This window comes from Novosphingobium hassiacum, assembly GCF_014196055.1.
Taxonomy (GTDB): domain Bacteria; phylum Pseudomonadota; class Alphaproteobacteria; order Sphingomonadales; family Sphingomonadaceae; genus Novosphingobium; species Novosphingobium hassiacum.
The window spans coordinates 145641-168534 of the sequence record NZ_JACICY010000006.1 but is presented as its reverse complement, the minus strand read 5'-3'; the positions used below and the strand labels follow the sequence as shown (position 1 = coordinate 168534).

General features: G+C 64.7%; 21 protein-coding genes, 1 tRNA gene and 2 pseudogenes. 13 read left to right on the top strand and 11 right to left on the bottom strand.

Going from position 1 to position 22894, the window contains the following annotated elements; all coding sequences use genetic code 11:
- Positions 1-47 precede the first annotated feature (47 nt).
- From GGQ88_RS13400 to GGQ88_RS21315, 6 genes are all read left to right on the top strand, one after another.
- The gene (locus GGQ88_RS13400; protein WP_183613937.1) at positions 48-2252 is read left to right on the top strand and encodes a dehydrogenase E1 component subunit alpha/beta; all 2205 of its coding nucleotides are present in this window, start codon (positions 48-50) and stop codon (positions 2250-2252) included.
- Positions 2245-3258, top strand: a complete 1014-nt coding sequence (locus tag GGQ88_RS13395) for an ACP S-malonyltransferase (protein ID WP_183613936.1) — start codon at positions 2245-2247, stop codon at positions 3256-3258. The genes GGQ88_RS13400 and GGQ88_RS13395 overlap by 8 nt, the downstream gene beginning before the upstream one ends.
- Complete coding sequence (locus tag GGQ88_RS13390) at positions 3255-3719, top strand: arsenate reductase/protein-tyrosine-phosphatase family protein (protein ID WP_183613935.1); 465 nt, start codon at positions 3255-3257, stop codon at positions 3717-3719. The genes GGQ88_RS13395 and GGQ88_RS13390 overlap by 4 nt, the downstream gene beginning before the upstream one ends.
- Before the next feature lie 86 nt (positions 3720-3805).
- A complete protein-coding gene (locus GGQ88_RS13385; RefSeq protein ID WP_183613934.1) occupies positions 3806-4174 on the top strand; it encodes a DUF1428 domain-containing protein in 369 nt (122 codons plus the stop codon).
- Positions 4175-4257: 83 nt separating this feature from the next.
- Positions 4258-4524: a hypothetical protein gene (locus tag GGQ88_RS13380; RefSeq protein ID WP_183613933.1), complete on the top strand. Its 267-nt coding sequence runs from the start codon at positions 4258-4260 to the stop codon at positions 4522-4524.
- 40 nt (positions 4525-4564) lie between these two features.
- Positions 4565-5038: a helix-turn-helix domain-containing protein gene (locus GGQ88_RS21315; RefSeq protein ID WP_246386022.1), complete on the top strand. Its 474-nt coding sequence runs from the start codon at positions 4565-4567 to the stop codon at positions 5036-5038.
- Positions 5039-5146: 108 nt separating this feature from the next.
- On the opposite strand, the pseudogene GGQ88_RS21310 reads toward GGQ88_RS21315, so the two are convergent.
- The 5 genes and pseudogenes from GGQ88_RS21310 to GGQ88_RS13355 all read right to left on the bottom strand — a co-directional run.
- A pseudogene (locus GGQ88_RS21310) lies at positions 5147-5335 on the bottom strand (Arm DNA-binding domain-containing protein); the annotation flags it as partial.
- Positions 5336-5500: 165 nt separating this feature from the next.
- Positions 5501-5576 (bottom strand) — tRNA-Phe (locus GGQ88_RS13370).
- Between the two features lie 132 nt (positions 5577-5708).
- Positions 5709-5882 carry a DNA gyrase inhibitor YacG gene (gene yacG, locus GGQ88_RS13365; protein ID WP_183613931.1) on the bottom strand — a complete coding sequence of 58 codons (174 nt, stop codon included), beginning with the start codon at positions 5880-5882 and terminating at the stop codon, positions 5709-5711.
- Entirely contained in the window at positions 5879-6871 is a 993-nt protein-coding gene (locus GGQ88_RS13360) for a ribonuclease E/G (RefSeq protein WP_183613930.1), read from the bottom strand. Before GGQ88_RS13360 ends, yacG begins: the two co-directional genes overlap by 4 nt.
- Positions 6861-7493, bottom strand: a complete 633-nt coding sequence (locus tag GGQ88_RS13355) for a Maf family protein (RefSeq protein WP_183613929.1) — start codon at positions 7491-7493, stop codon at positions 6861-6863. The genes GGQ88_RS13360 and GGQ88_RS13355 overlap by 11 nt, the downstream gene beginning before the upstream one ends.
- A gap of 136 nt (positions 7494-7629) precedes the next feature.
- Between GGQ88_RS13355 and GGQ88_RS13350 the strand changes: the two genes are divergently transcribed.
- Positions 7630-10149, top strand: a complete 2520-nt coding sequence (locus GGQ88_RS13350; RefSeq protein WP_343057213.1) for a TonB-dependent receptor domain-containing protein — start codon at positions 7630-7632, stop codon at positions 10147-10149.
- Here the strand turns inward: GGQ88_RS13350 and GGQ88_RS13345 are convergent, their stop codons facing one another.
- Complete coding sequence (locus GGQ88_RS13345) at positions 10150-10557, bottom strand: PilZ domain-containing protein (protein WP_183613928.1); 408 nt, start codon at positions 10555-10557, stop codon at positions 10150-10152.
- A 146-nt stretch (positions 10558-10703) separates the two neighbouring features.
- On the opposite strand from GGQ88_RS13345, the gene uvrC reads away from it, so the two are divergent.
- Entirely contained in the window at positions 10704-12641 is a 1938-nt protein-coding gene (gene uvrC / locus GGQ88_RS13340) for an excinuclease ABC subunit UvrC (protein ID WP_183613927.1), read from the top strand.
- Positions 12642-12644: 3 nt separating this feature from the next.
- Here uvrC and GGQ88_RS13335 read toward each other — a convergent pair whose 3' ends face one another.
- The 5 genes from GGQ88_RS13335 to thiL all read right to left on the bottom strand — a co-directional run bounded on the left by GGQ88_RS13335 (position 12645) and on the right by thiL (position 18893).
- Positions 12645-13544, bottom strand: a complete 900-nt coding sequence (locus tag GGQ88_RS13335; RefSeq protein ID WP_183613926.1) for an acyl-CoA thioesterase — start codon at positions 13542-13544, stop codon at positions 12645-12647.
- A 44-nt stretch (positions 13545-13588) separates the two neighbouring features.
- Positions 13589-14470, bottom strand: coding sequence for a cupin domain-containing protein (locus GGQ88_RS13330; protein WP_183613925.1), 882 nt, complete (start codon positions 14468-14470; stop codon positions 13589-13591).
- Positions 14467-15627 (bottom strand): GNAT family N-acetyltransferase, encoded by a 1161-nt coding sequence (locus GGQ88_RS13325; protein ID WP_246385963.1) that lies wholly within the window; start codon positions 15625-15627, stop codon positions 14467-14469. Before GGQ88_RS13325 ends, GGQ88_RS13330 begins: the two co-directional genes overlap by 4 nt.
- A 143-nt stretch (positions 15628-15770) precedes the next feature.
- Positions 15771-17894: a sodium-translocating pyrophosphatase gene (locus tag GGQ88_RS13320; protein WP_183613924.1), complete on the bottom strand. Its 2124-nt coding sequence runs from the start codon at positions 17892-17894 to the stop codon at positions 15771-15773.
- Positions 17895-18017: 123 nt separating this feature from the next.
- Positions 18018-18893 (bottom strand): thiamine-phosphate kinase, encoded by an 876-nt coding sequence (thiL, locus tag GGQ88_RS13315; RefSeq protein WP_183613923.1) that lies wholly within the window; start codon positions 18891-18893, stop codon positions 18018-18020.
- 103 nt (positions 18894-18996) lie between these two features.
- On the opposite strand from thiL, the gene GGQ88_RS13310 reads away from it, so the two are divergent.
- The 5 genes and pseudogenes from GGQ88_RS13310 to mtnP all read left to right on the top strand — a co-directional run bounded on the left by GGQ88_RS13310 (position 18997) and on the right by mtnP (position 22857).
- A complete protein-coding gene (locus tag GGQ88_RS13310) occupies positions 18997-20169 on the top strand; it encodes an acetyl-CoA C-acetyltransferase (protein WP_183613922.1) in 1173 nt (390 codons plus the stop codon).
- A 133-nt stretch (positions 20170-20302) separates the two neighbouring features.
- Positions 20303-21088: an SDR family NAD(P)-dependent oxidoreductase gene (locus tag GGQ88_RS13305; protein ID WP_183613921.1), complete on the top strand. Its 786-nt coding sequence runs from the start codon at positions 20303-20305 to the stop codon at positions 21086-21088.
- Positions 21089-21231: 143 nt separating this feature from the next.
- Positions 21232-21339, top strand: a pseudogene (locus GGQ88_RS13300) (enoyl-CoA hydratase); the annotation flags it as partial.
- A gap of 8 nt (positions 21340-21347) precedes the next feature.
- Positions 21348-21986, top strand: a complete 639-nt coding sequence (locus tag GGQ88_RS13295) for a TetR family transcriptional regulator (RefSeq protein ID WP_183613920.1) — start codon at positions 21348-21350, stop codon at positions 21984-21986.
- Positions 21976-22857: an S-methyl-5'-thioadenosine phosphorylase gene (gene mtnP, locus GGQ88_RS13290; protein WP_221214664.1), complete on the top strand. Its 882-nt coding sequence runs from the start codon at positions 21976-21978 to the stop codon at positions 22855-22857. Before GGQ88_RS13295 ends, mtnP begins: the two co-directional genes overlap by 11 nt.
- Positions 22858-22894 lie beyond the last annotated feature (37 nt).

Below are 22894 nucleotides of genomic sequence, written 5' to 3'. Positions count from 1 at the left end.
GAACAGCGGCTAAGACCTGAGGTTCGTTACCGAGGAAACCATCCTTCATGTCGCTTGATGCTGCCGAGCAGGTCCACCGTCAGTTTCTTGCCGCGCTGGAGAGCGGGACGGTGCGGCGGCGGTCCAATCTGGGATTGCGCGATGTCGGCCTCTCGCCAGAGCGCGCGGCGGCGTTGTTCCGCTCGCAGGCGCTGTCGCGGCAGCTGGACCGGTTGAGCCGCAAGCTGCAGGCCCGGGGCGAGGGGTTCTATACGATCGGGTCTTCGGGGCACGAGGGCAATGCCGTGCTGGCCGAAGTGCTGCGCCCAGACGACATGGCTTTCCTGCATTACCGCGATGCCGCGTTCCAGATCCACCGCGCCCACCGCGTGCCGGGCGAAACCCCAGCGTGGGACATGCTGCTGAGCTTCACGGCAAGCGCGGACGATCCGATCTCGGGCGGTCGGCACAAGGTGCTGGGATCGAAACGCCTGTTCATCCCGCCGCAGACCTCGACCATCGCCAGCCACCTACCCAAGGCGGTGGGGACCGCGTTTTCCATCGGCATTGCGCGGCGGATGGGCTTCGAGGGCACCGTGCTGGCCAGGGACGGCGTGGTGCTGTGCAGCTTCGGTGATGCCAGCGCGAACCATTCGACCGCGCTCGGCGCGATCAACACCGCGTGCTGGGCGGCGTTTCAGGGCACGCCGATGCCGATCATTTTCCTGTGCGAGGACAACGGCATCGGTATTTCCACGCGCACGCCGCCGGGCTGGATCGAGGCGAATTTCTCGACCCGCGCGGGGTTGCACTACGTGGCCTGCGACGGGTCGGACCTGATCGACACGATGCGGGCCGCGCGCGAGGCCGAGGATGTGGCGCGGCGGCTGCGCAAGCCGGTGTTCCTGCACATGAGGACGGTGCGGCTCTACGGTCACGCCGGAAACGATGTGCAGCTTTCGTACCGCACCAAGGAAGAGGTACGCGCCGAAGAGGAACGCGACCCGCTGCTGGCGAGCGCGGCGCTTTTGATCGAGGAGGGCGTCATGACGGCGGCGCAAGTGCGTGCCGAATACGACACCATCGAAGCGACGCTGGAGCGGCAGGTGGGACTGGCGATCGCTCGGCCCAAGTTGCCCGATGCGGCGGCGGTCATGGCGAGCATCGTGCCGCCAAAGCGCGAAGGCGTGGCGCGTCCGCTGGCATCGGCGGAAGCGCGCGAGGCGCTGTTTGCCGACGATGCGCCCGCGATGGACAAGCCGCAGCATATGGCCAAGCTGATCAGTTGGGCGCTGGCCGACCTGCTGCTGCAATACCCCAATGCCGTGGTCTGCGGCGAGGACGTAGGCCCCAAGGGCGGAGTCTACGCCGCTACGCAGAAGCTGCATGCGCGGTTCGGGTCGGCGCGGGTGATCAACACACTGCTCGATGAACAGGCAATTCTCGGTCTGGCGATCGGCGCGGCGCACAACGGATTGCTGCCGCTGCCCGAGATCCAGTTCCTTGCCTATGTCCACAATGCCGAGGACCAGATCCGCGGCGAGGCGGCGACGCTGTCGTTCTTTTCGGACGGGCAGTTCACCAATCCGATGGTCGTACGGATTGCTGGGCTGCCCTACCAGAAGGGCTTCGGCGGGCACTTCCACAATGACAACTCGCTTGCCGTTTTCCGCGATATTCCCGGTGTGGTGCTGGCAGTCCCGTCCAACGGGCGCGATGCAGTGGCGATGCTGCGCGAATGCGTGCGGCTGGCGCACGAGGAGCAACGCGTCGTCGTGTTCGTCGAGCCGATTGCACTCTACATGACGCGCGATCTGCACGAGCCGGGCGATGGGCTGTGGTCGAGCTTGTACGAGGCTCCGGGCGAGGGGGCAATCGGCTTCGGCGAGATCGGCATGGCAGGCGAGGGGACCGACCTTGCGATCGTGGCATATGGCAACGGGTTCTACCTGTCGTCGCAGGCGCAGAAACTGCTGGCGGAGCAGGGCGTGGCGGTGCGGGTGATCGACTTGCGCTGGCTGGGGCCGGTGAATGACGACGCCGTGATCGCAGCGGTTGCGCCTTGCGACCGCGTGCTGGTGGTGGACGAGTGCCGGATTACCGGCGGGCAGAATGAGGCGCTGATGGCACTTCTGGCAGAGCGAGCACCGAACAAGATGGCGGCGCGGATGGCGGCGACGGACAGTTTCATTCCGCTGGCACGGGCCGCGACGCATACGCTGCCGAGCAGGGACGGGATCGTGGCCAAGGTGCTGGAGATGGTGGGTGGCTAAGGAAACCGTCCTCGTCGTCTGTCCCGGGCGCGGCACGTACAACGCGCCCGAACTGGGTTATCTGGCGCGGCATCATCGCGGGTCCGAATGGTTGGCGCGGTTCGATGCGTTGCGGGGCGAGGCGGGCAAAGCAACGCTGACGGCACTGGATGGAGCGGCAAAATTTTCGCCTGCACATCTGCGCGGGGAGAATGCCGCCCCCTTGATCCATGCGTGCGCCTACCTCGATTTCATGGCGCTGGACCGCGACCGGTTCGAGGTAGTCGCGGTGACCGGCAATTCGATGGGCTGGTACACGGCGCTGGCCTGTGCGGGTGCGGTTTCGGGAGAGCATGGTTTCGCGATTGCCGACGGCATGGGGATCAACTCGCAACGCCACGCACCCGGCGGGCAGGCGGTGCTTGTGCTGGCGGGCGAAGACTGGACGGTCGATCCCGCGCTGCTGCGCCGCGTCGAGGCGGCGATGGCGCGGAATGTGGTGCTGCCCTCGATCCGACTGGGCGGGATGCTGGTGGTGGCAGGCAGCGAGGCCGCACTGGACGCGCTGGAGCGCGACTTGCCCGCGCTATCGCGTCCGCCGATGCGGCTGGCGGGGCATGGCCCGTTTCATACACCCCTGATGCAGGCCAGCAGCGAGGCGGCGCGGGCGCAGTTTGCAGCCGACTGGTTCGACCGGCCCGAGGTGCCCCTGATCGACGGGCGCGGCAAGGTCTGGCGACAGTTTGAAAGCACCGCGCAAGAGCTTTGGGATTACACTTTCGGCCACCAGATCCTTGAGCCTTACGACTTTTCCGCCGCGATGACGGTCGGCATTCGTGAGTTCGCTCCCGATCGGATCGTGCTGCTCGGTCCAGGCGAGACGCTCGGCGGCGCGATCGGGCAGGTGCTTGTCGCGTTGAACTGGCTGGACATTTCGTCGCGCGAGGTGTTTGCTGCGCGACAGGGAGAGGATCAGTTCCTGATTGGCATGGGGAGACCCAGCCAGCGAGGTATCGTGATCCCGTGAGTCAACCTTCGATTTTGTTCGTCTGTCTTGGGAATATCTGCCGTTCGCCTCTTGCCGAGGCGGCGCTACGCGCCCGCGCGGTCGAGGCAGGCGTTGCCATGACGATCGATTCTGCCGGGATCGGCGATTGGCACGTTGGCCGCCCGCCCGATCCGCGCGCGCAGGAAACCGCGCGTCGGCACGGCCTCGACATCTCGACCTATCGCGCGCGGCAGGTGACGCCCGAGGACTTCACCCGCTTCGGCCATGTCTTCGCGCTCGACCAGCAGAACCTCAAGGACTTGCGCAGGCTGGAGCCGTCCCGACACATCGCCGAGGTCGGATTGCTGATGAACCTCGTGCCCGGTCGCAAGGGCACGGCGGTGGTCGATCCGTATTATGGCGACGAGGATGATTTCGAACAGGCATGGGCCGATGTCGATGCGGCGGCCGAAGCATTGGTGCGGCGGTACTTGCGCTGACCCCCGCAGTTGCCCGAACAGTTGCCTGAACAGTTCGGTGTGATAAAAGGAATGTCTGACGGGGGGCTTATCCGGGACTCGCTGCCATGAGCTATGTAGACGGTTACGTAATCGCTGTGCCTGCCGCCAACCGCGAAAAGTACGAGGCGCTCGCGCGGTCATATGATGCCAAGATGATCAAGCAAGGTGCGCTGCGCGTGGTCGAGGCCTGGAACGACGATGTGCCGCACGGCAAGCGCACCGACTTCTTCCGCGCCGTCGAAGCCACCGAAGGCGAGTTGCTCATCTTCAGCTGGGCCGAATGGCCCGACAAGGCGACACGCGACAAGGCGCAAGCGGTGTTGATGGAGGAGATGACGCAGAGCGGCGAAGCGATGGACGTGCCTTTCGATGGCGCGCGGATGATCTTCGGGGGGTTTGTTCCGTTCCTCGATCTGTCGAGGCCCGCCCCTTAGGCGATAGCCTTGAGATAAAAAGATAAGTCTCGACTTCGTAAACTAACGTTGTAGACGTGATCTATCAAAAGGATAGGTGTGTCATGGGTCAAGGGCTGACGGGTGAAGCCGCTGTGTGCGAAGCGGAGCGGTTGCTGAAGATGGCTATCAGGTTGCTCGACGATTCGGGCAATTCTCTTGCTGCGGCCCATGTCTCGCATGCGCTTGAGCTTTTGGCACTCGACGAGCAGGGCATTTCCGTCGGGAGTGCTGCCACGCCTGCCGCCAACGACTCGTTTTCGCCGTCGTGGGGAAACTGGTCGACCGCCACGCCCACGCTGGGTGAGGCAATTGGGGCAGCAGGACCTTAATCCCGAGACCATAACCGACCTGAATCGCGAAGTTGCCGCGTTGAGTGTCGTCGTTCGCAAGATCGGGGCCGTGCTTTCGGAGTATGCCGGGACGCAGGACACTTCGCAATTGGCGTCACTGCCTGCTGCGGTGCATCCCGGCGCGATTCCCGATACCGCGCTGGCGATCTTCGCGCGCAAAGTCTATATCGCGCGCAGGGACCGGGAACGCGCGTCCCATTCGCCTGAGTTGTTCAACGATCCGGCGTGGGATATCCTGCTCGACCTGTTCATCGCCCATGCGCAGGACAAGTTCATCTCGGTGTCGGACGCAGGGCTGGCAGGCCAAGTTCCAGCGACGACTGCGTTGCGCTGGGTGTGGTCGCTCGAAAAGACCGGCCTGGTCGAGCGGCGGGCCGACAAGTCCGACAAGCGCCGCAGCTTCGTGATGCTGACAGCCTCGGGCCTGAGCTACATGCGCAAGGTTCTCGCGACTATGAGCGTCAGGATGAAGCCGCCGCTTTTCGCGAGTTGACGCACGACCCGCTGCGGTCGTCACAAGGTTACAGACCGTCCCGACGCTCGTCAGGGCGGCTTTGTACTGTCGGAAAAATCGTGATGGGAAGATGGTGCCGGGGTAGGTGCCCAAGCCCACCTTCTTCTCGACGCGCTTGGGTTCGCCGTGTTCGTCGCGCCCGTCGGTGCGGAACTTGAACCGCCAGAGTTTGCCGCCCGATGGTTGGACCAACAGGAACAGGCCCTTTTCATCGGTCAGCTTGTAGGGCTTCGCTTGGGGCTTTGCATTGCGGATTGTGGTGTCTGTCAGTGCCATTTGGGGGCCACGCCTTTCGAGCAATTCGAAGTGGCCCCCGAGATGGCCCCCAGAATCATCCGACTGTGGGCGAACAATGGCAAACATCAGCGGTAAAGCCGACGCTATAAATGGCAGATTTCTGCGGTTTTTTCAAGCTTTGGCGGGGGTTGGCGAACAGGCCAATGGTGCCCGGGGACGGATTCGAACCGCCGACACGCGGATTTTCAATCCGCTGCTCTACCAACTGAGCTACCCGGGCATCTCCAGCTGCCTGCCTGAAATGGCGGGCCGAGCCGATTGGGAAGCGCGCCTATGGCGAAGCGGGCTCAAGTTGGCAAGCCCCCAGAGTTGGAAATCTTGCGCGAAACCTCAACGGGATCGGCGTGACGGTTCAGTCCTCGGGATCTTCGTCGGCTGGACGGCCGGGGAGGGCGTAGCCATCGTCGAGCCACTTCACCAGATCGCGGTCGCGGCAGCGCGTCGAACAGAACGGGGTGTGCGCCTCGGAGCGCGGCTTGCCGCACATCGGGCAGCGGCGGACAGGGCGGGTGGCGTCTATCGTCATGGGGCGATTGCCTGTGCGAAACCGCCCGAAAGGGCAAGCGCAGGATCGGGATTGCGGCGGATCGTGCGGCCGGTGCGGCGGGCGAGTTCGGCCTCCCATTCGGGGCGCAGGGTATCGAGCACGGCGGGGTTGGCGCTCAGCAACAGTACGCCGGGTTCGGTCACGCGCTCTGCCTGACGCAGCAGGATCCGCGCGGCGGCACCAGCAGGACGGCGGGCGAAGCGCGCGACGAGCGAAGCGCGTTCGAGGCGGGCGACGAGATGGACGAAGCCGAAGCCGGTCATCGCGGTACGCTCTCCGGTCCAGTCGATCAGCGCATCGGCGAGCGCCTTGTCGATCTGCTGGCGGTCCTTCCTGTCGGCGAGCGAGGGGAAGTCGATGCCGATCGAGCCGCCGATGTCGAGGCGGTGAAGCGCGTCGGCGATCACCGGGACGGCGGCCAGCGAGAGCTTGAGCGGGGGTAACGCGCCGTCGATGTCGATCAGGGTCATTGCCGGGGTGGGGCTGACGATGATCGAGCCGCCGGGGAAGGTGATCTCGCCGGTCTGCACCTGTTCGATGAGTTCGTCCCAGCCGTGCTGCGCGAATTCGTTGTTGGTGGCTGGCAGCGCGCGCAAGCGGGCACCGCTGGTCTCGATCTCCTCACGCAGGCTGGGCGCAGGTGCGGGTGCCTCGCCCGGTGCGGGGCGTGTGACGGGGAGCTTGGTGCGGCCGCGCTCGGCGATGGCAGCGCGCACGACGCGCACGGTGAGCGTGACGCCTTGCGTGGTCTCGTGGAGTAGCTGATCGATGTGCGCGATCGTCCCATCGGCAAAGCGGACCGTGCCGCGCCGGGTGTTCGGCATGCGGGCGACGAGTTGGGCCTGCGCAATGAGGCCAGGGCGTATGGCATCGCCCCACTCGACGCGCGCCGACAGGATGTGGCCATCTGCCACAAGGATGGCTCGCTCTTCGGCGATGCCATCTTCGTAGAGCCACTCAGCGGACATTGATGCCCCCTGCAATCATGAGGCGGCGGGTCTCGAACAGCGGCAGGCCGACCACGCCCGAATGGCTGCCCGAGAGCCAAACACAAAAGCCCTCGGCGCTGCCCTGGATTGCGTAGCCACCAGCTTTTCCGTGCCATTCGCCGCCGGAGATATAGGCGTCCATTTCTTCGTCGCACAGGCGCTTGAAGCGCAGGATCGTTTCGGACACGGCTTCGCGCAATTTCCCATCGGGCGTGATCAGCGCAACGGCCGAATAGACGCGGTGGCGGCGGCCGGAGAGCAGGGCGAGACAGTCACGCGCAGTCGCTTCGTCCTCGGCCTTGGGCAGGATGCGCGCGCCCGCGCCGACCACGGTATCGCCTGCCAGGATCACCGCGCCGGGGGCAAGCACGGCAGCGGCACGCGCTTTCTCGGCGGCGAGGCGGACGGCGTGATCGCGGGCGCGTTCACCCTTGAGCGGGGTTTCGTCGATGTCGGTGGCGAGCACCCGCGACGGGGTGACGCCGATCCGGGCGAGCAGTTCGAGCCTCCGCGGGCTGGCCGACGCCAGGACCAGTTCGGGCGCGGTCGGCGTGGCGTGGCCCAACGGTAGCGGTAGCGGGCTTGCCGCGACGTCTGGCATGGACTGGCGTACTTTCTGATGCTGCAGTGCGACAATATGATACGAAATGCGCGTTGCCGGTCCGGGACCGCATGGCCACGCTTGGCGTTACTAGAGCCACTGTGCGTGTGGCGCTGCGGATTCAAGGGAATAAAGTGTGAAGTTCAATCCTGCCGTTTCATTGGCGACACTTGCGTTCTGCCTGGCGGCGATCAATCCGGCGGCGGCGCAGGATGTGACGACTGGCACCGAGGAACCTGCGCCGGACGCGCCGCAGACCGAGGAAGACGATGCACTCTACGATGGGGCGGACGAGATCCTCGTCATCGCAACGCGGATGAAGGGGCAGGTCGATACGACGCTGGCTCCGATTGCGGTTCTCGATGAGGAGGCAATTGCGTCGTATGGCGCGGGCTCGATACAGGATCTGCTGGCAGCGCTTGCGCCGCAGACGACGTCCGGGCGTGGGCGCGGCGATGGCGGGCCGATTGTGCTGCTCAACGGGATGAGGATTTCCGGCTTTCGCGAGATGCGCGGGCTGCCGCCCGAGGCAATTTCGCGGGTCGAGGTGCTGCCGGAGGAAGTGGCGCTGAAATACGGCTACCGGCCCGACCAGCGGGTGGTCAACTTCATCCTGAAGGACAATTATTCGAGCTACGGTAGCGAGACCGAGGTGGGACTGCCCACCGGCGGTGGCTTCACCACGCTCGAACAGGAATTTACGCTCGCCAAGATCACCGGCGGCAACCGCATCAATGTGACCGGAAAGCTCCAAGATTCCAGTCCGCTGACCGAGGCCGAGCGCGGGATCATCCAGCCCAACTCAGGTAGATTTGTTGCAGGCGACCCCAACGCGGCCGATTTCCGGACGCTGATCGGCGATACCAAGTCGGCGCAGTTGAACGCGACGCTGGCGCGTGCGCTGGGGGGCGGTGCGGGGCTGAGCGTCAATGTGCTGGCACAGCGGGATGATTCGCGCACACTCAACGGGCTGAACACGGTCACGCTGAGCTCTGCAGGGACGGATTATCTGCGCACAATCATCGATCCGCAGCCGATCACGACGCGCAGGCGGACGACGACGCTGCAGGCAGGTGCAGCGCTGAACAAGCCGCTGGGGGACTGGTTTCTGGCGTTGACCGCCGATGGTGGGCATGTCGAAACGAAGAGTACGATCGACAACCGCGCGGACCTTTCGGGACTGCAGGCCCTGGTCAATGCGGGGACGATCTCTGCCACCGGACCGCTGCCGATCGACGCAATTGGCGGACGGGCGGCGGACCGCGCATTGTCAAAGACAGATTCGCTGACGAGCCTTGCGACGATCAGCGGGCGGCCGCTGCGGCTGCCGGGCGGCGAGGTTGGCCTGACGGTCAAGGCCGGGTTCGACTATGCGGGCATCGAGAGCAGCGATACGCGCACGGCCGCGGGCGTGGTCAACCTCAAGCGCGGCGATGCGCAGGCAGGGTTCAGCCTCGACCTGCCGATTACCAGCCGCCGCGAGAACTTCGGCGCGGGGATCGGCGATATCTCGCTGAACGCCAACGCCGAAGTGCACCGGCTTTCGGACTTCGGGACGCTGACGAATTGGGGCGGCGGCCTCAGTTACGCTCCGACCGAGAAGCTGAGCCTGCAGGTAAGCTATGTCGCGGCGGACAAGGCGCCGTCGCTGACCCAGCTGGGCGGACCGACGACGCTGACGCAGAACGTGTCGCTGTTCGATTTCACGCGGGGCGAGACGGTGCTGGCCTCGGTCATCAGCGGCGGCAATCCGAATTTGGTCAAGGAACGCCAGCGCGACTGGAAGTTCGGGCTGAACTGGACGCTGCCGTTCCTCAACAATTCGCGGTTCGTGGCCGAGTATTTCCGCAACCGTTCGACCAACACGACCAACGGCTTTCCGCTGCTGACGCCCGAAGTGGAGGCTGCTTTCCCGGGGCGCGTGATCCGAGATGCGAGCGGGCGGATCGTGTCGGTCGATCAGAGCGCGGTGACTTTTGCCGAGGAAAAGGGCTCACGCTTGCGCTACGGTCTCGACCTGTCGGGCAGCTTCGGCAAGCCCGATCCGAACATCCAGCGCGGCGGCGGGCCGATGGGCATGATGCGCGCGGCGGGCGGTGGCGCTGGTCGCGGCGGGCCGCGCGCGGGTGGACCCGGCGGTGGCGGCCGTGGACCGGGCCGCGCTGGAGGCGACGGACGCGGGCGCTGGAACGTTTCGGTCTTCCATACCGTGCGCTTCCAGCAATCGGTGCAGATCGCGCCGGGCGGGCAGGTGCTCAACCTGCTCGACGGGGAGGCGATCAACAGCGGGGTGGCGCGCCACTCGATCCAATTGGAGGGTGGCGGGTTCTACCGCGGCTTCGGTCTGCGGCTGCGCGGCGACTATACCGGCGGCTCGCGCATCGACGCGAGCGGGTTTCCGGGATCGACCACGCTGAGTTTCGCGCCGATCGCGACGTTCAACTTGCGCCTGTTCGCCGATCTTGGCCGCAAGCCCAAGCTGGTCGAGAGCGTGCCTTTCTTCAAGGGCAGTCGCCTTTCGCTGTCGGTGGACAACCTGTTCAACGCGCAGCAGCGAGTAACCGATGGCACGGGCTCGGTGCCGCTGCGTTATCAGCCCGGCTACTTAGATCCCAGCGGGCGAGTGATCCGCATCGAATTTCGCAAGCAATTCTGACTACATGTGGCGGGTCGAGCCCTGAACCCACGCGCGGGCGCTGTCGCGGAAACGCTCGCGCTCATTATCTTCATAGGCATCGGCCACGTGGCGCAGCGCAATGACGTTGGCGAGTGGGAGCGGCTCGTCGAACATGATGCCGCAGCGGCCATACCGCGACCACTGGATGTTGCCGAATGCCTCGACCCCGTTGCACTGCAGGATGCCTGAGGTGCCAACGGGGGGAAGGGTCTCCTGTGGAATTATCGCCGCGCCGGTGACCGACAGGTCCTCAAGTATGCAATGCTGGACGCCGCTCAACAGGATCAGCCGTGCGGGGATATGCAGCCGCACCCGCGCATTGCTGCGTCGGCCGGGGGGAATGTTGCCGGGCGGGGTGGCGGGGGCGGGAAGCGGTCTTCCGGGCATGATGCTACAATGCGCAAAAGCCACCTAAGATCCGTGACTTGAAGCCATACGGGCAAACACGCAGAGGGTGCCGGGTGACGCGTTTGGGGAAATGCGCCCTGCGGCCATTGCGCCTGCGCCGCGAGCGACTATCTGCTGATCGAGCCATGGCCCGCAAGCCCGACACCCCGCCCGACCGCGATACCGAGCGTTTCCACGAGGACCGCGCGTCGACGACGGTGCGCGGCTCGGACCAGCCCGATATCGACCTTGGCGTGTCGGTCATCCGCGATACCGTTAATACGCTCAAGCCCAAACCGGGCGTCTACCGGATGTGCGATGCCAAGGGCGATGTGCTCTACGTCGGCAAAGCGCGCGCGCTGAAGAACCGTGTGGCGAACTATGCACAAGTCGATCGGCTGACCAATCGCCTGCGCCGCATGGTCAGCCAGACGCGGTCCATGACCATCGTCACGACCAATTCAGAGGCCGAGGCGCTGCTGCTTGAAGCGCAACTGATCAAGCGTTTCCGGCCACCGTACAACGTCTTGTTGCGCGATGATAAATCGTTTCCGTTCATCCTGCTGCGCGCCGACCATGCCTACCCACGCATCCAGAAGCATCGCGGCGCGCGCAAGGCCAAGGGCAACTATTACGGCCCGTTTGCGAGCGCGGGTAGCGTCAACACGACGATCAACGCGCTCCAGAAGCTGTTCCTGCTGAGGAGTTGCAACGACGGCTTCATGTCGCGCCGTGATCGGCCCTGCCTGCTGTACCAGATCAAGCGGTGCTCTGCGCCCTGCGTCGATCGGATCACGCCGCAGGATTACAGCGAACTGGTGCGACAGGCAAAGGACTTCCTTGGCGGCAAATCGGGCGCGGTGCAGCGCGAGATCGAGACGCAGATGCAGGCGGCGGCGGAGAACCTCGATTTCGAGCGCGCTGCGATGATGCGCGACCGCTTGCGAGCGGCGACGTTCATTCAGGGTAGTCAGGCTATCAACGCCGAAGGCGTGGGCAATGCTGACGTCTTCGCGATGGCGACCAAGGGCGGGCAGGTCGCGGTGCAGGCATTCTTCATTCGCGGCGGGCAGAACTGGGGCCACCGCGCGTTCTTCCCGACGCACACCGAGGGGCTGGCCGAGGAAGAGGTGATGACCAGCTTCCTCGCGCAGTTCTATGAAGAAGTGCCGCCTGCGCGGCTGATCCTGGTCGATCGCGCGCTGCCTGAGGCCGATTTGCTGGCCGAGGCGCTTTGCGAGGCGGCGGGCGGCAAGGTCGAGGTGTCTGTGCCCCAGCGCGGCGACCGGCGGCGGCTGATGGAGCAGGCGCAGCGCAACGCCGTTGAATCTCTCGACCGGCGGCTGGCCGAGAGCGGGACCAAGGCCAAGGTCATGCGTGAGCTTGCCGAATTCCTCGAACTGCCCGACGTCCCGCAGCGCATCGAGGTCTACGACAACAGCCATATCCAGGGCACCAACGCACTGGGCGCGATGATCGTCGCGGGGCCTGAAGGCTTCGTGAAGGGCCAGTACCGCAAGTGGAACATCAAGACCGCGCAGACCAACGACGACTTCGCGATGATGCGCGAGGTCATGACGCGCCGGTTCGGAAGGGTGCAAGAGGAAGACCCGGATCGCGAAGGCGGGACGTGGCCCGATCTGGTGCTGATCGACGGTGGCAAGGGGCAGATGTCGTCAGTCAAGGAAGCGCTGGGCGAACTCGGCATCGAGGACGTGGCTCTGGTAGCGATCGCCAAAGGCCCCCACCACGGGCGCGACGGGCGCGAGGTGTTCCACTTCCCCGACGGCCGCGAGAAGATGCTGCCGGTCAATTCGCCCCTGCTGTTCCACCTGCAGAACATGCGCGACGAAGTGCACCGCTTCGCCATCGGCGCGCACCGCGCCAAGCGCAGCCGGGGGATCGTGGCCAGCCCGCTCGACGAGATTTCGGGCATCGGCCCCGCGCGCAAGCGGGCGCTGCTGCTGCACTTCGGCACGGCGGGGAAGGTACGCGCCGCCAGCTTGGAAGATCTGCAGCGTGCGCCGGGGGTGAGCGCGGCGGTGGCGCAGACGGTGTACGATTTCTACCATCCTTCGGGGTGAAGATTACCCGGTAGATTTAGGCTCTATCTCGCGCATCAGGCCCTCCTGCGCGACGCTGGCTACCAGACGTCCGTCGCGGGTGTAGATGCGGCCACGGTTGAAGCCGCGAGCGCGTCCGGCCCAGGGGCTATCGCAGGCGTAAAGCAGCCATTCGTCGGCGCGGAAATCGTCATGGAACCATAGCGCATGGTCGAGGCTGGCAGTCATCAGGTTACCCTTGATCCAGCTTAGCTCATGCGGGAGGGTGGCGGTCCCGAGCAGGGTCATGTCGCTGGCATAGGCGAGAACTGCCCGATGAATGCGAGGATCGTCGGGCAACGTGGCGACCGCGCGGAACCACGTGTGCGCCACCGGTTCGCTCGGTGGCCCACCTGTCCAGCGGCGCGATTCGAGCGGGCGAAGCTCAATTGGGCGGGGCTGGAGCATTACATGGCGTCGCGATTCGGGCACATATTGGGCAAAGCGGCGGCGCAATTCCGCTTCGTTAGGCAGATTGTCCGGACCTTCGACTTGGGGCATCGCCTCGGCGTGATGAACCCCGGGCTCGCGCTTGTGGAACGAGGCCAGCATGTTGAAGATGGGCTTGCCCAATTGCTGCGCCACGACGCGGCGGTTGGAAAAACTTCCCCCGTCCATGTCACGTTCGACCTTGAAGTCGATTTCGTGATCCTCGCTACCCCCGCGCAGGAAGTAGACGTGGAGTGAGTGAACCGGACGATCGTCGGGAACGGTACGTTCGGCGCTAGCCAGCGCTTGCCCGATGACCTGACCGCCGAACACGCGCCCGACGCCGCCGATCTTGCGGCGCCCTTCGAATCGGTCGCCGCCGTGGTCCTTCACGTTGAGCAGATCAAGCAGCCCTGCGACAAGGGCATCAGGTGTGGGATCGGTGTCGTCGGTCATCGTTGTGCGATGCACCGGCTTGCCGCTTACGTCAACGGGAAGGCTCAGCGGAGGCCGCGCGCCTTGGCATAGAGACGCCAGCCAAATGCTTTTACGCGGTTGGTCGCAGGCCAGCGGCCGGGAGGCCGCGGGTTCAGGCCCGCCTTGCGCAGCAGCCCGTTGAACGCGCGTGCGTCGGCTTCGGCGAAGCTCCATTCCGAGCGCCAGGTGATGGACAGCGAGACAGACGGAGCAGGGCCGTTATTGACGAAATGGGGCGACATCACGGGCACATAGAGCGCTTCGCCCGGGACCAGCGGCCATTCCCGACCGCCGTCCGCAAGCGCATCGTTCCAGAACAGTTCGCGGCCGCCCCCCGTGTGGTAGCCCTCGTGCGTCTCGTCGGGCGCAAAGCGCGAATTCCCGGCGGGGAACATGGTCATGACCTTGCTGCCCATCAGTTGCAGCAGGATATTGTGTTCGGGATCGAAGTGGTAGGGCGTGACGCCGCCGGGGCTGGTGACGAAGACGAAGCCCTGCTGCTTGAGCATCGCCCCGGTGCGCGACTCGATTACCGGGCGCAGTTCGGCCAGAAGCGCCATCAGCAGGTCGGCATAAGCGGGGATCTGCTCGATGTTCTTGAGCGCTGCCCAGCTGCCGGTGGTGGCGATGTTGCGGATGGTCTCGCCGATGCCGATGCCATTGGCGCGAGCTTTTTCACCGTTGAGGCCGGTGGGCAGGTCGGCGCGGTTGTACTCGACACTGGTTGCGGGCAGCGCTTCTGCCATTTCGGCGAGCGCGGACAGTTGCATTAAGGGATGATCGCGCAGGGCGTGGGTAAGCTTGTGCGGCACCTCGGGATACGATGCAGCGAAAGTCGTGCGCGACGCCGCGTCGAAGGCGTCGATCGGCAAAGCGCTGGCGTAGCGTGCGGTCTGGTCGTTCATCGCGTAATTCCGGTTGGATTGCGCCCCAGTTCAAGTGCGAGGAGCAGATTGAACGCAGTGCGGCGAGCCTTGCCCCCGATCGCCACAGAAATGCGGCCGATCGGGCGCCGCTCGGTCCACAGGCTGTCGATCATCGGATGATCGGGCACGGCGCAGCTGTCACACCAGGAAATGTCGGGACGGCTCAGCAGGGCAAGGTTTTCGCGCTGGAGCAGGACGCCGGGCGAGAAACGCGCATAGCTCTCGTCGAACGCGGTCTTGTAAGAGAAACTGCCCGGCGCGGTGAGCAAATTGGCGAGCATCGCGATCGGTCTGCCATCAAGAGTGATCGACAGGCGTTCGAGCTTGCCCAGCGTTGCGGCCTGCATGAGCGCGGTGCGGAACAGGCTGGCCGTCTGGGGCGCGCAGGCCATCGCGCTGCCCGCCTTGCCTTTCCAGCCGCCCTGTTCGAGCGCGAGGAAATCTTCGAGCCACGCATTGATTTCAGTTGTGTCGTCATGGCGTTCGAAGGCGAGCGCGCCTTGTTCGGCGAGGCGGGCGTGCTGGCGGCGCAGTTCCTTGCGCTTCTTGCCGGTCAGCGCGCGTTCGAGATAGGCGTCGGGCGCCAGCGGCGAATGCAGCATCGCGCGCTGCTCTCGCATGACCAGCGCGGCGGCACGGCTGCTGCTGCCGGCGAGATCGAACAGCGCGTGCGTCAGGGGCTGCTCGAGCGGCATCGCGGGCAGGTGCAGGAACAGCGCGCCGCGCTGGGTATCGGCCCAATTGAACAGCGATCGCCAGAACAGCGTCTCGCAGCCTGCGCGTACCAGCGGTACGCCGAGGAACGCGTTGGGGTGCTGCCATGTCGTCAGGTTGGGCAGGGGGTAGCGACCGTAGCGTCTGGTCGTTGCGACCGGCACCAACCCGATCAGTTCATCGCCAATCTCGACGGTGAACAGGCTGACGGCGTAACGCGGATCGAACGATTCGAGCGCCGGGATCAGGTACCACGGTTCGAAGAAGGGGTTGGGCGTACTCGCCGCGTCAGCCAGTGCCTGCCAGCGGCCACGCGGTTCGTCCCCTGCCCATTCGCGCCACTTGCCCACGCGCACCTGCGCCGGACCAGGCGGTGCCAGCCGGATCGCCTGCGTCGGCGGGATCATGGAAAAGGCGTTCAACGGTCGGGTCTCCACCTGCCGGATTAGGGGCAAGGCGCGAAAACTCGGTTAACGCTGGACACAAAACGAAGCATAAATGCAAACCCCGCCCGGATTTTACCGGGCGGGGTTCAAGGTTCCCGCATGCGGGGCTGTGGCGGTGTTTATCCCGCCCCGTTTGCCGCCAGCGCAGCCAGAAGCAGCAGCGCGACGATGTTGGTGATCTTGATCATCGGATTGACGGCTGGGCCGGCGGTATCCTTGTACGGATCGCCGACGGTGTCGCCGGTAACCGCAGCCTTGTGGGCTTCGGAGCCCTTGCCGCCGTGGTGCCCGTCTTCGATATACTTCTTGGCGTTATCCCATGCGCCGCCGCCCGATGTCATCGAGATGGCCACGAACAGGCCGGATACGATCACGCCGAGGAGCAGCGCACCCAATGCGGCAAAGCCGTTGGCCTGGCCCGCCACCGCGGTGATCACGAAGTACACCACGATCGGCGCGAGCACCGGCAGCAGCGACGGCACGATCATCTCCTTGATCGCTGCTTTGGTCACAAGGTCCACCGTCCGCGCGTAGTCGGGCTTGGAGGTGCCCGCCATGATGCCCGGATTTTCGCGGAACTGGTTGCGGACGTCGAGCACCACGTCTCCGGCGGCACGGCCCACGGCGGTCATGCCCATCGCACCGAACAGGTACGGCAGCAGCGCGCCGAGCAGCAGCCCGACGATGACATAAGGGTTTTCGAGGCTGAAGCTGACTGCAAGGTTCGGGAAGAACTCGCGCAAGTCGGTGGTGTAGGCGGCAAACAGGACGAGCGCGGCAAGGCCGGCCGATCCGATTGCGTAGCCCTTGGTGACGGCCTTGGTGGTGTTGCCCACGGCATCGAGCGCGTCGGTCTTTTCACGGACCGCATCGTCGAGACCTGCCATTTCGGCAATGCCACCGGCGTTGTCGGTGACAGGGCCATAGGCATCGAGCGCCACGACCATGCCGGCAAGTGCGAGCATTGCGGTAGCGGCATAGGCGATGCCGATCAGCCCGGCGAGCTGGTAGGCACCGATGATGCCCGCGCAGATCACCAGCGTCGGCATGGCGGTCGATTCAAGGCTGATGGCCAGACCCTGGATCACGTTGGTGCCGTGGCCGGTTTCGGACGATTTTGCGATCGAGCGGACCGGGCGATAGGCGGTGCTGGTGTAGTATTCGGTGATCCAGATGATCAGCCCGGTGATGACCAGACCGATCAGCGAGCAGTAGAACAGCGTACGCCCGGTGAAGTCCACCGTGTTGCCCATGATCGTGTAGGACATCGGCGATTCCATGCCGCCAAGGGCATAGTCGATCGCCCACCAGATCGCGCCGACCGAGATGACGGCGGTGACCAGGAAGCCCTTGTACATCGCGTTCATGATGTTGTTCGAGCTGCCGAGCTTGACGAAGTAGGTGCCGATGATCGAGGTGACGATGCACACGCCGCCGATAAGCAGCGGCAGCGCCATCATCGCGCCCAGACCTTCGCCGAGGCCCTTGAGCAGCAGGGCGGTGAGCACCATGGTGGCACCAACGGTAACGACATAGGTCTCGAACAGGTCGGCGGCCATGCCGGCGCAATCGCCGACGTTGTCGCCCACGTTGTCGGCGATCACGGCAGGGTTGCGGGGATCGTCTTCGGGGATGCCAGCTTCGACCTTGCCGACGAGATCGGCGCCGACGTCAGCGGCCTTGGTGAAGATGCCGCCGCCCAACCGCGCGAAGATCGAGATCAGCGAGGCACCGAAGGCGAGCGCGACGAGCCCGTCCACGACCGTGCGATCATCGCCGCCGATGGTGTAGCCTGCGATTGCCGTCAGGTAATGGTAGAATACCGCGATCGCGAGCAGGGCAAGGCCCGCCACGAGCATGCCGGTGATCGCGCCTGCGCGGAATGCCAGCGTCAGGCCAGCCTGAAGGCCGGTCTGTGCCGCCGCAGCCGTGCGCACGTTCGAGCGGACCGAGATGTTCATCCCGATGAAGCCCGCAACGCCTGACAACACCGACCCGATGACGAAGCCGACCGCCGAGATCGTGCCGAGCGTGATGGCGATGATTACCGCGACGACGACGCCGACTACGGCGATGGTGGTGTACTGGCGCTTGAGGTAGGCCTGCGCGCCTTCCTGAATGGCGGCGGCGATTTCCTGCATCTTGGCGTTACCGGCTGGTGCGCTGAGCACCTGACGGCTGGTCACGAAGCCATAAACGATGGCCAGTAACCCGAATATTATCGATAGAACGACTAAATCCACGTTGGCATCCCCCTTTATTCACGGTGCCACGAATGGCCCGTCCCCGTCGTGCGCGGGTCGGAGGGGAGGCTATATGTTTATTTCTGCCTCGCAAGCCCCCGAATGACGTCATTCAGCGGGTTTTTAATCGTGCACGTAACCGAGTGGACCGGTGGGGCAGGCTTCGTCGAGCATGAGCGGCGAAGCTGAACGCGTGATGGCTTGGCCGATTCGAAACGCCGGAACCGGGGGCAGGGTTTCAGGGGGAAGCGTGAACAGCAATTCGTAGTCGTCACCCCAGCGCATGGCATCGTCGCGGCGGGCGGTGGGAAGGTCTGCGGGGAAGGGCACATCGGCGGAGATGATGGTGAAGGTAACGGCGCTCGCGGCGGCCATGCGGGTGGCGTCGATCAACAGGCCGTCAGAGACGTCCATCATCGCGGTGGCGAGCGGGGCCAATGCGCGACCTTCGGCCAGGCGCGGTGTCGGGCGGCGGAAGGCGAGGGTGGCGGCGCCGGTTCCGTCGCGCAGCGCCTCGAAGCCGAGCATCGCTGCCCCGACGGGGCCGGTCAGCCAGAGCGTATCGCCGGGGCGGGCACCGCTGCGCGAAGGCGGGGGGCGATGCGTTGCGCGGCCCAGCGCGGTGAGGCCGAGGCTGCGCGGGCCGTTGGCGCTGACAGTATCGCCACCGAGGAGCGGGACGTCGAACGCGGCCAGCGCTTCTCGCAAGCCTTCGACAAAGCGCGTGTCATCCGCGCCAAGGGTGAAGCCAAGCAACACACCGACCGGCTTCGCGCCCTTGGCTGCAAGGTCGGAGAGATTGGTCGCGACCAGCTTCCACGCGACATCGGCCATGTCCTGCCCAGGCAGCCAGTGGATGCCCTCGACCATCATGTCGTGGGTCAGGACCAGCGCCTCGTTGCCGAAATCGAGCACTGCGCAGTCATCCGTCAGCCCGCGCGCGGCAGGGTGCGTGGCCAGCGCGCGCATGGCATCGATCAGGGCGGTTTCCTTGCTCACACATGGTCTATGCGGTGGCGGGGCGTTCTCCACAAGTCCACTTGACCCGGGATAGCACGCCCCTTAATCGTCCGATTAAAGCATTCAGCAGGAGTCGGATCTCATGGCCACAGCCTATATCGTCGACGCGGTGCGCACCGCCGGTGGCCGTCGCGGGGGCAGGCTGGCCGGCGTCCATCCCGTGGATCTTGCCGCGCGCAGCCTCGATGCGATCATCGCGCGCAGCGGGATCGATCCGACGGTGGTCGACGACGTGATCATGGGTTGCGTCACGCAGGCGGGCCAGCAGGCGACGCAGACCGGGCGCAATTCGGTGCTGGCCTCGAAACTGCTTCCGCAATCGACGCCCGCGGTGACGATCGACCGCCAGTGCGGATCGTCGCAACAGGCGATCCAGTTCGCGGCGCAGGCGGTGATGTCGGGCGTGCAGGATGTGGTCATCGCAGCCGGCGTCGAGAGCATGAGCCGTGTGCCGATGGGCAGCAACGCCACCTTTCATATCAAGGAGGGCCTCGGTCACTACAAATCGCCCGGGTTGGAGGAAAAGTACCCCGGGATCATGTTCTCGCAATTCATGGGCGCTGAAATGATCGTGCAGAAGCACGGTTTTACCAAGGACGACCTCGACCGGTTCGCGCTGTCGAGCCACGAGAAGGCGATTGCCGCGACCAAGAAGCAGGCCTTTGCGAACGAGATCGTGGGTATCGAAATCGAGACTCCCGATGGTCCGGCGCTGCACACCGTGGACGAGGGCATCCGCTTCGACGCAACGCTCGAGAGCATTGCAGGCGTCAAGCTGCTCCAGCCCGACGGTTCGCTGACCGCGGCCAGTTCCAGCCAGATCTGCGACGGGTCGAGCGCAGTGCTGGTCGTGTCCGAGACAGCGCTGAAGCAATATGGCCTGACCCCGATCGCGCGCATCCACAATTTGACCGTGACTGCAGGCGATCCGGTGATCATGCTCGAGGAACCGCTGTTCGCCACCGACCGCGCGCTGCAACGCGCCGGTTTGTCGATCGAAGCCATCGACCTGTATGAAGTCAACGAGGCATTTGCCTCGGTCCCGCTGGCGTGGCTCAAGCATACTGGCGCCGATCCGGACAAACTCAACGTCAACGGCGGCGCGATCGCGCTTGGCCATCCGCTCGGCGCATCGGGGACCAAACTGATGGCGACGCTGGTACACGCTTTGCGCGCGCGGGGCGGCAAGTACGGTTTGCAGACGATGTGCGAAGGCGGCGGCGTCGCCAATGTCACGATCGTCGAGGCGCTTTGAGTTCTTCATCATTGCGAGGAGGCAAGGCCGACACGGCAATCCAGCGTTGGTGCGTTACGCACTGGATTGCTTCGCTCCTCTCGCGATGACTAACAGTAATTTTGATTGAAGCATTTGACAGAGGAATGACCTGATGAAGCTCGACAATACCGTAGCCGCCGTTGTCACCGGCGGTGCTTCCGGCCTTGGTGCCGCCACCGCACGGGCGCTTGCCGCCAAGGGCGTGAAGGTTGCGCTATTCGACCTTCAGAAGGAAAAGGGCGAAGCGCTCGCGGCCGAAATCGGCGGGATATTCTGTGAAGTGAACGTGACAAGCGACGAGAGCGTGGACGCGGGCTTTGCCAAGGCACGCGCGGCCCACGGGCAGGAGCGCGTGCTGGTCAACTGTGCGGGCATCGGTAATGCGGTGAAGACCGCGAGCCGGTCGAAGGAAGATGGCTCGATCAAGCACTTTCCGCTCGAGGCGTTCAACCTGGTCATTCAGATCAACCTCGTCGGCACATTCCGCTGCATCGCCAAGTCGGCGGCGGGAATGCTCACGCTCGATCCTTCGGACGAATTTGGTGAACGGGGTGCGATCGTAAACACGGCCAGCGTTGCGGCCGAGGACGGCCAGATGGGTCAGGCAGCCTATTCGGCGTCGAAGGGCGGCGTTGTCGGCATGACCCTGCCAATCGCACGCGACCTGATGGCCGAGGGCATCCGCGTCAACACGATCCTGCCGGGCATTTTTGACACGCCGCTGCTGGCCGCTGCGCCGGACAATGTGCGCGCTGCACTGGCCGCATCGGTGCCGTTCCCCAAGCGTCTCGGCAATCCGGCGGAATACGCCAACCTTGCCATGTGCATGATCGAAACCAGCTATTTCAACGGCGAGGACGTGCGCCTAGACGGGGCGATCCGAATGGCGCCGCGTTGATTTGAACTACTGGCGTTCCCGCGAAAGCGGGGACCTCGGGAGTTGCATGATGACGCCTGAGGCCCCGCCTTCGCGGGGGCTCAGTGCAAATAATGGGAGTGGCCAGGTTGAGCAACTATAGGCAGATCACGCTCGAGATCGCCGAAGGCATCGCCAGCTTTCTTGAAAAACGCACACCCCGCTACCCGGCGCGCGTATCTTCGGATATGCCGTCGTTTTATCCGTGGTGGGAAGAAGCTGGTTGGGAATGATCGAAGACATGGACGCAGACGTGGACAGGGCCGAAAGTCTCGCGGCTCCCGGTGCTCGCGACCTGCTGTTGCAGACCGCCTCGACGATCATGCGCGAAGGGGATGTGGTCGATATCTCGCTGTCCGAACTGAGCCTGCGTTCGGGGTTGAACTCGGCGCTGGTGAAGTACTACTTCGGCAACAAGGCGGGGCTGCTCAAGGCCTTGCTCGATCGCGACATGGACGCCATCGTCAAGTCGGTCGAGGCGCTGCTGGCCAAGGACGAGATGAGTCCCGAAGCCAAGCTGCGGCGGCACATTTCCAAGAGTATCGATACCTACTACGATTACCCCTACCTCAACCGTTTGCTGATGCGGCTGGTGCGCGACAGCGACGAAGCCGAGGCCAAGCGTATTGCCGACCAGTATCTGCTGCCGCTTCACCGTGCCTACGAACGTTTCATCGGCGACGGCGTGGAGGCAGGCACGTTCCGGCCCATAAACCCGCGGTTGTTCTACTTCACGTTGACCGGTGCGGCCGACCGGTTCTTTTCGGCGAGACTGGTGCTCAAGCATTGCTTCGATCAGGACACACTGACCGAAGAACTGCGCAACAGCTACCGCGAGCATACGGTCGATTTCGTGATGGCGGGAATCCTTGCGCACTGATGTGGGCGCGTCGGGCTGGCGCATCGGAGTCATCGGTGGGTCGGGGCTGTACGAATTCGACGGGCTTGAAGACGCGCAGGAAATTGCGGTGTCATCGCCCTTCGGTGCACCTTCGGGGCCAGTGACGGTCGGCCGGATCGGCGGGGTCGGTTTCGTGTTCCTGCCGCGCCACGGCAAGGGCCACCGCATCCCGCCGCATGCGATCAACGCGCGCGCCAACATCGACGTGCTCAAGCGCTGCGGGGTGACCGACGTGCTCGCGATCTCGGCAATCGGGTCATTGCGCGAGGAGTTTGAGCCGGGCAGCTTCGTGGCGGTGGACCAGTTCATCGACCGTACCCATGGACGGGTGGATACGTTCTTCGACGAGGGCATGGTCGCGCATGTCTCACTGGCCGACCCAGTCTGCGCGCGGCTTTCGGGGCTGGTTGCCGATGCTGCGCAAATGGCGGGCGCAACCGTACATCGGGGAGCGTGTTACCTTGCGATGCAGGGTCCGCAATTTTCAACCCGTGCCGAAAGCCGGATGTACCGGCAGTGGGGCGCCGATGTCATCGGCATGACTGCGATGCCCGAAGCCCGATTGGCGCGGGAAGCCGAATTGCCCTACGCCTTGCTGGGCATGGTAACCGACTATGATTCATGGCGCGAGGGCGATCATGTCGAGGTCGCCGATGTCCTGCGGGTGATGTCAAACAACGCTGCACTGGCGCGCGCAACCTTGCTCCAACTGGCCGAAGCGTTGCCGCCAGAGCGAACCGCAAGCCCCATCGACACGGCGCTCGACGGCGCGATCATGACGGCGCAGGCGCAGCGCGATAGCGGTCTGGGTGCCAGGCTGGACGCAATATGCAGGCGGGTGTCAGCCTAAACAAAATTTCGTCTGGAGAGCGGGCTTGAAACGAAGT

Coding starts and splice junctions, on each gene's coding strand:
- GGQ88_RS13400 (WP_183613937.1), top strand. CDS start 48: ATGTCGCTTGATGCTGCCGAGCAGGTCCACCGTCAGTTTCTTGCCGCG.
- GGQ88_RS13385 (WP_183613934.1), top strand. CDS start 3,806: ATGAGCTATGTAGACGGTTACGTAATCGCTGTGCCTGCCGCCAACCGC.
- GGQ88_RS13380 (WP_183613933.1), top strand. CDS start 4,258: ATGGGTCAAGGGCTGACGGGTGAAGCCGCTGTGTGCGAAGCGGAGCGG.
- yacG (WP_183613931.1), bottom strand. CDS start 5,882: ATGACGATAGACGCCACCCGCCCTGTCCGCCGCTGCCCGATGTGCGGC.
- GGQ88_RS13360 (WP_183613930.1), bottom strand. CDS start 6,871: ATGTCCGCTGAGTGGCTCTACGAAGATGGCATCGCCGAAGAGCGAGCC.
- GGQ88_RS13355 (WP_183613929.1), bottom strand. CDS start 7,493: ATGCCAGACGTCGCGGCAAGCCCGCTACCGCTACCGTTGGGCCACGCC.
- GGQ88_RS13345 (WP_183613928.1), bottom strand. CDS start 10,557: ATGCCCGGAAGACCGCTTCCCGCCCCCGCCACCCCGCCCGGCAACATT.
- uvrC (WP_183613927.1), top strand. CDS start 10,704: ATGGCCCGCAAGCCCGACACCCCGCCCGACCGCGATACCGAGCGTTTC.
- GGQ88_RS13335 (WP_183613926.1), bottom strand. CDS start 13,544: ATGACCGACGACACCGATCCCACACCTGATGCCCTTGTCGCAGGGCTG.
- GGQ88_RS13330 (WP_183613925.1), bottom strand. CDS start 14,470: ATGAACGACCAGACCGCACGCTACGCCAGCGCTTTGCCGATCGACGCC.
- GGQ88_RS13310 (WP_183613922.1), top strand. CDS start 18,997: ATGGCCACAGCCTATATCGTCGACGCGGTGCGCACCGCCGGTGGCCGT.
- GGQ88_RS13305 (WP_183613921.1), top strand. CDS start 20,303: ATGAAGCTCGACAATACCGTAGCCGCCGTTGTCACCGGCGGTGCTTCC.
- GGQ88_RS13295 (WP_183613920.1), top strand. CDS start 21,348: ATGGACGCAGACGTGGACAGGGCCGAAAGTCTCGCGGCTCCCGGTGCT.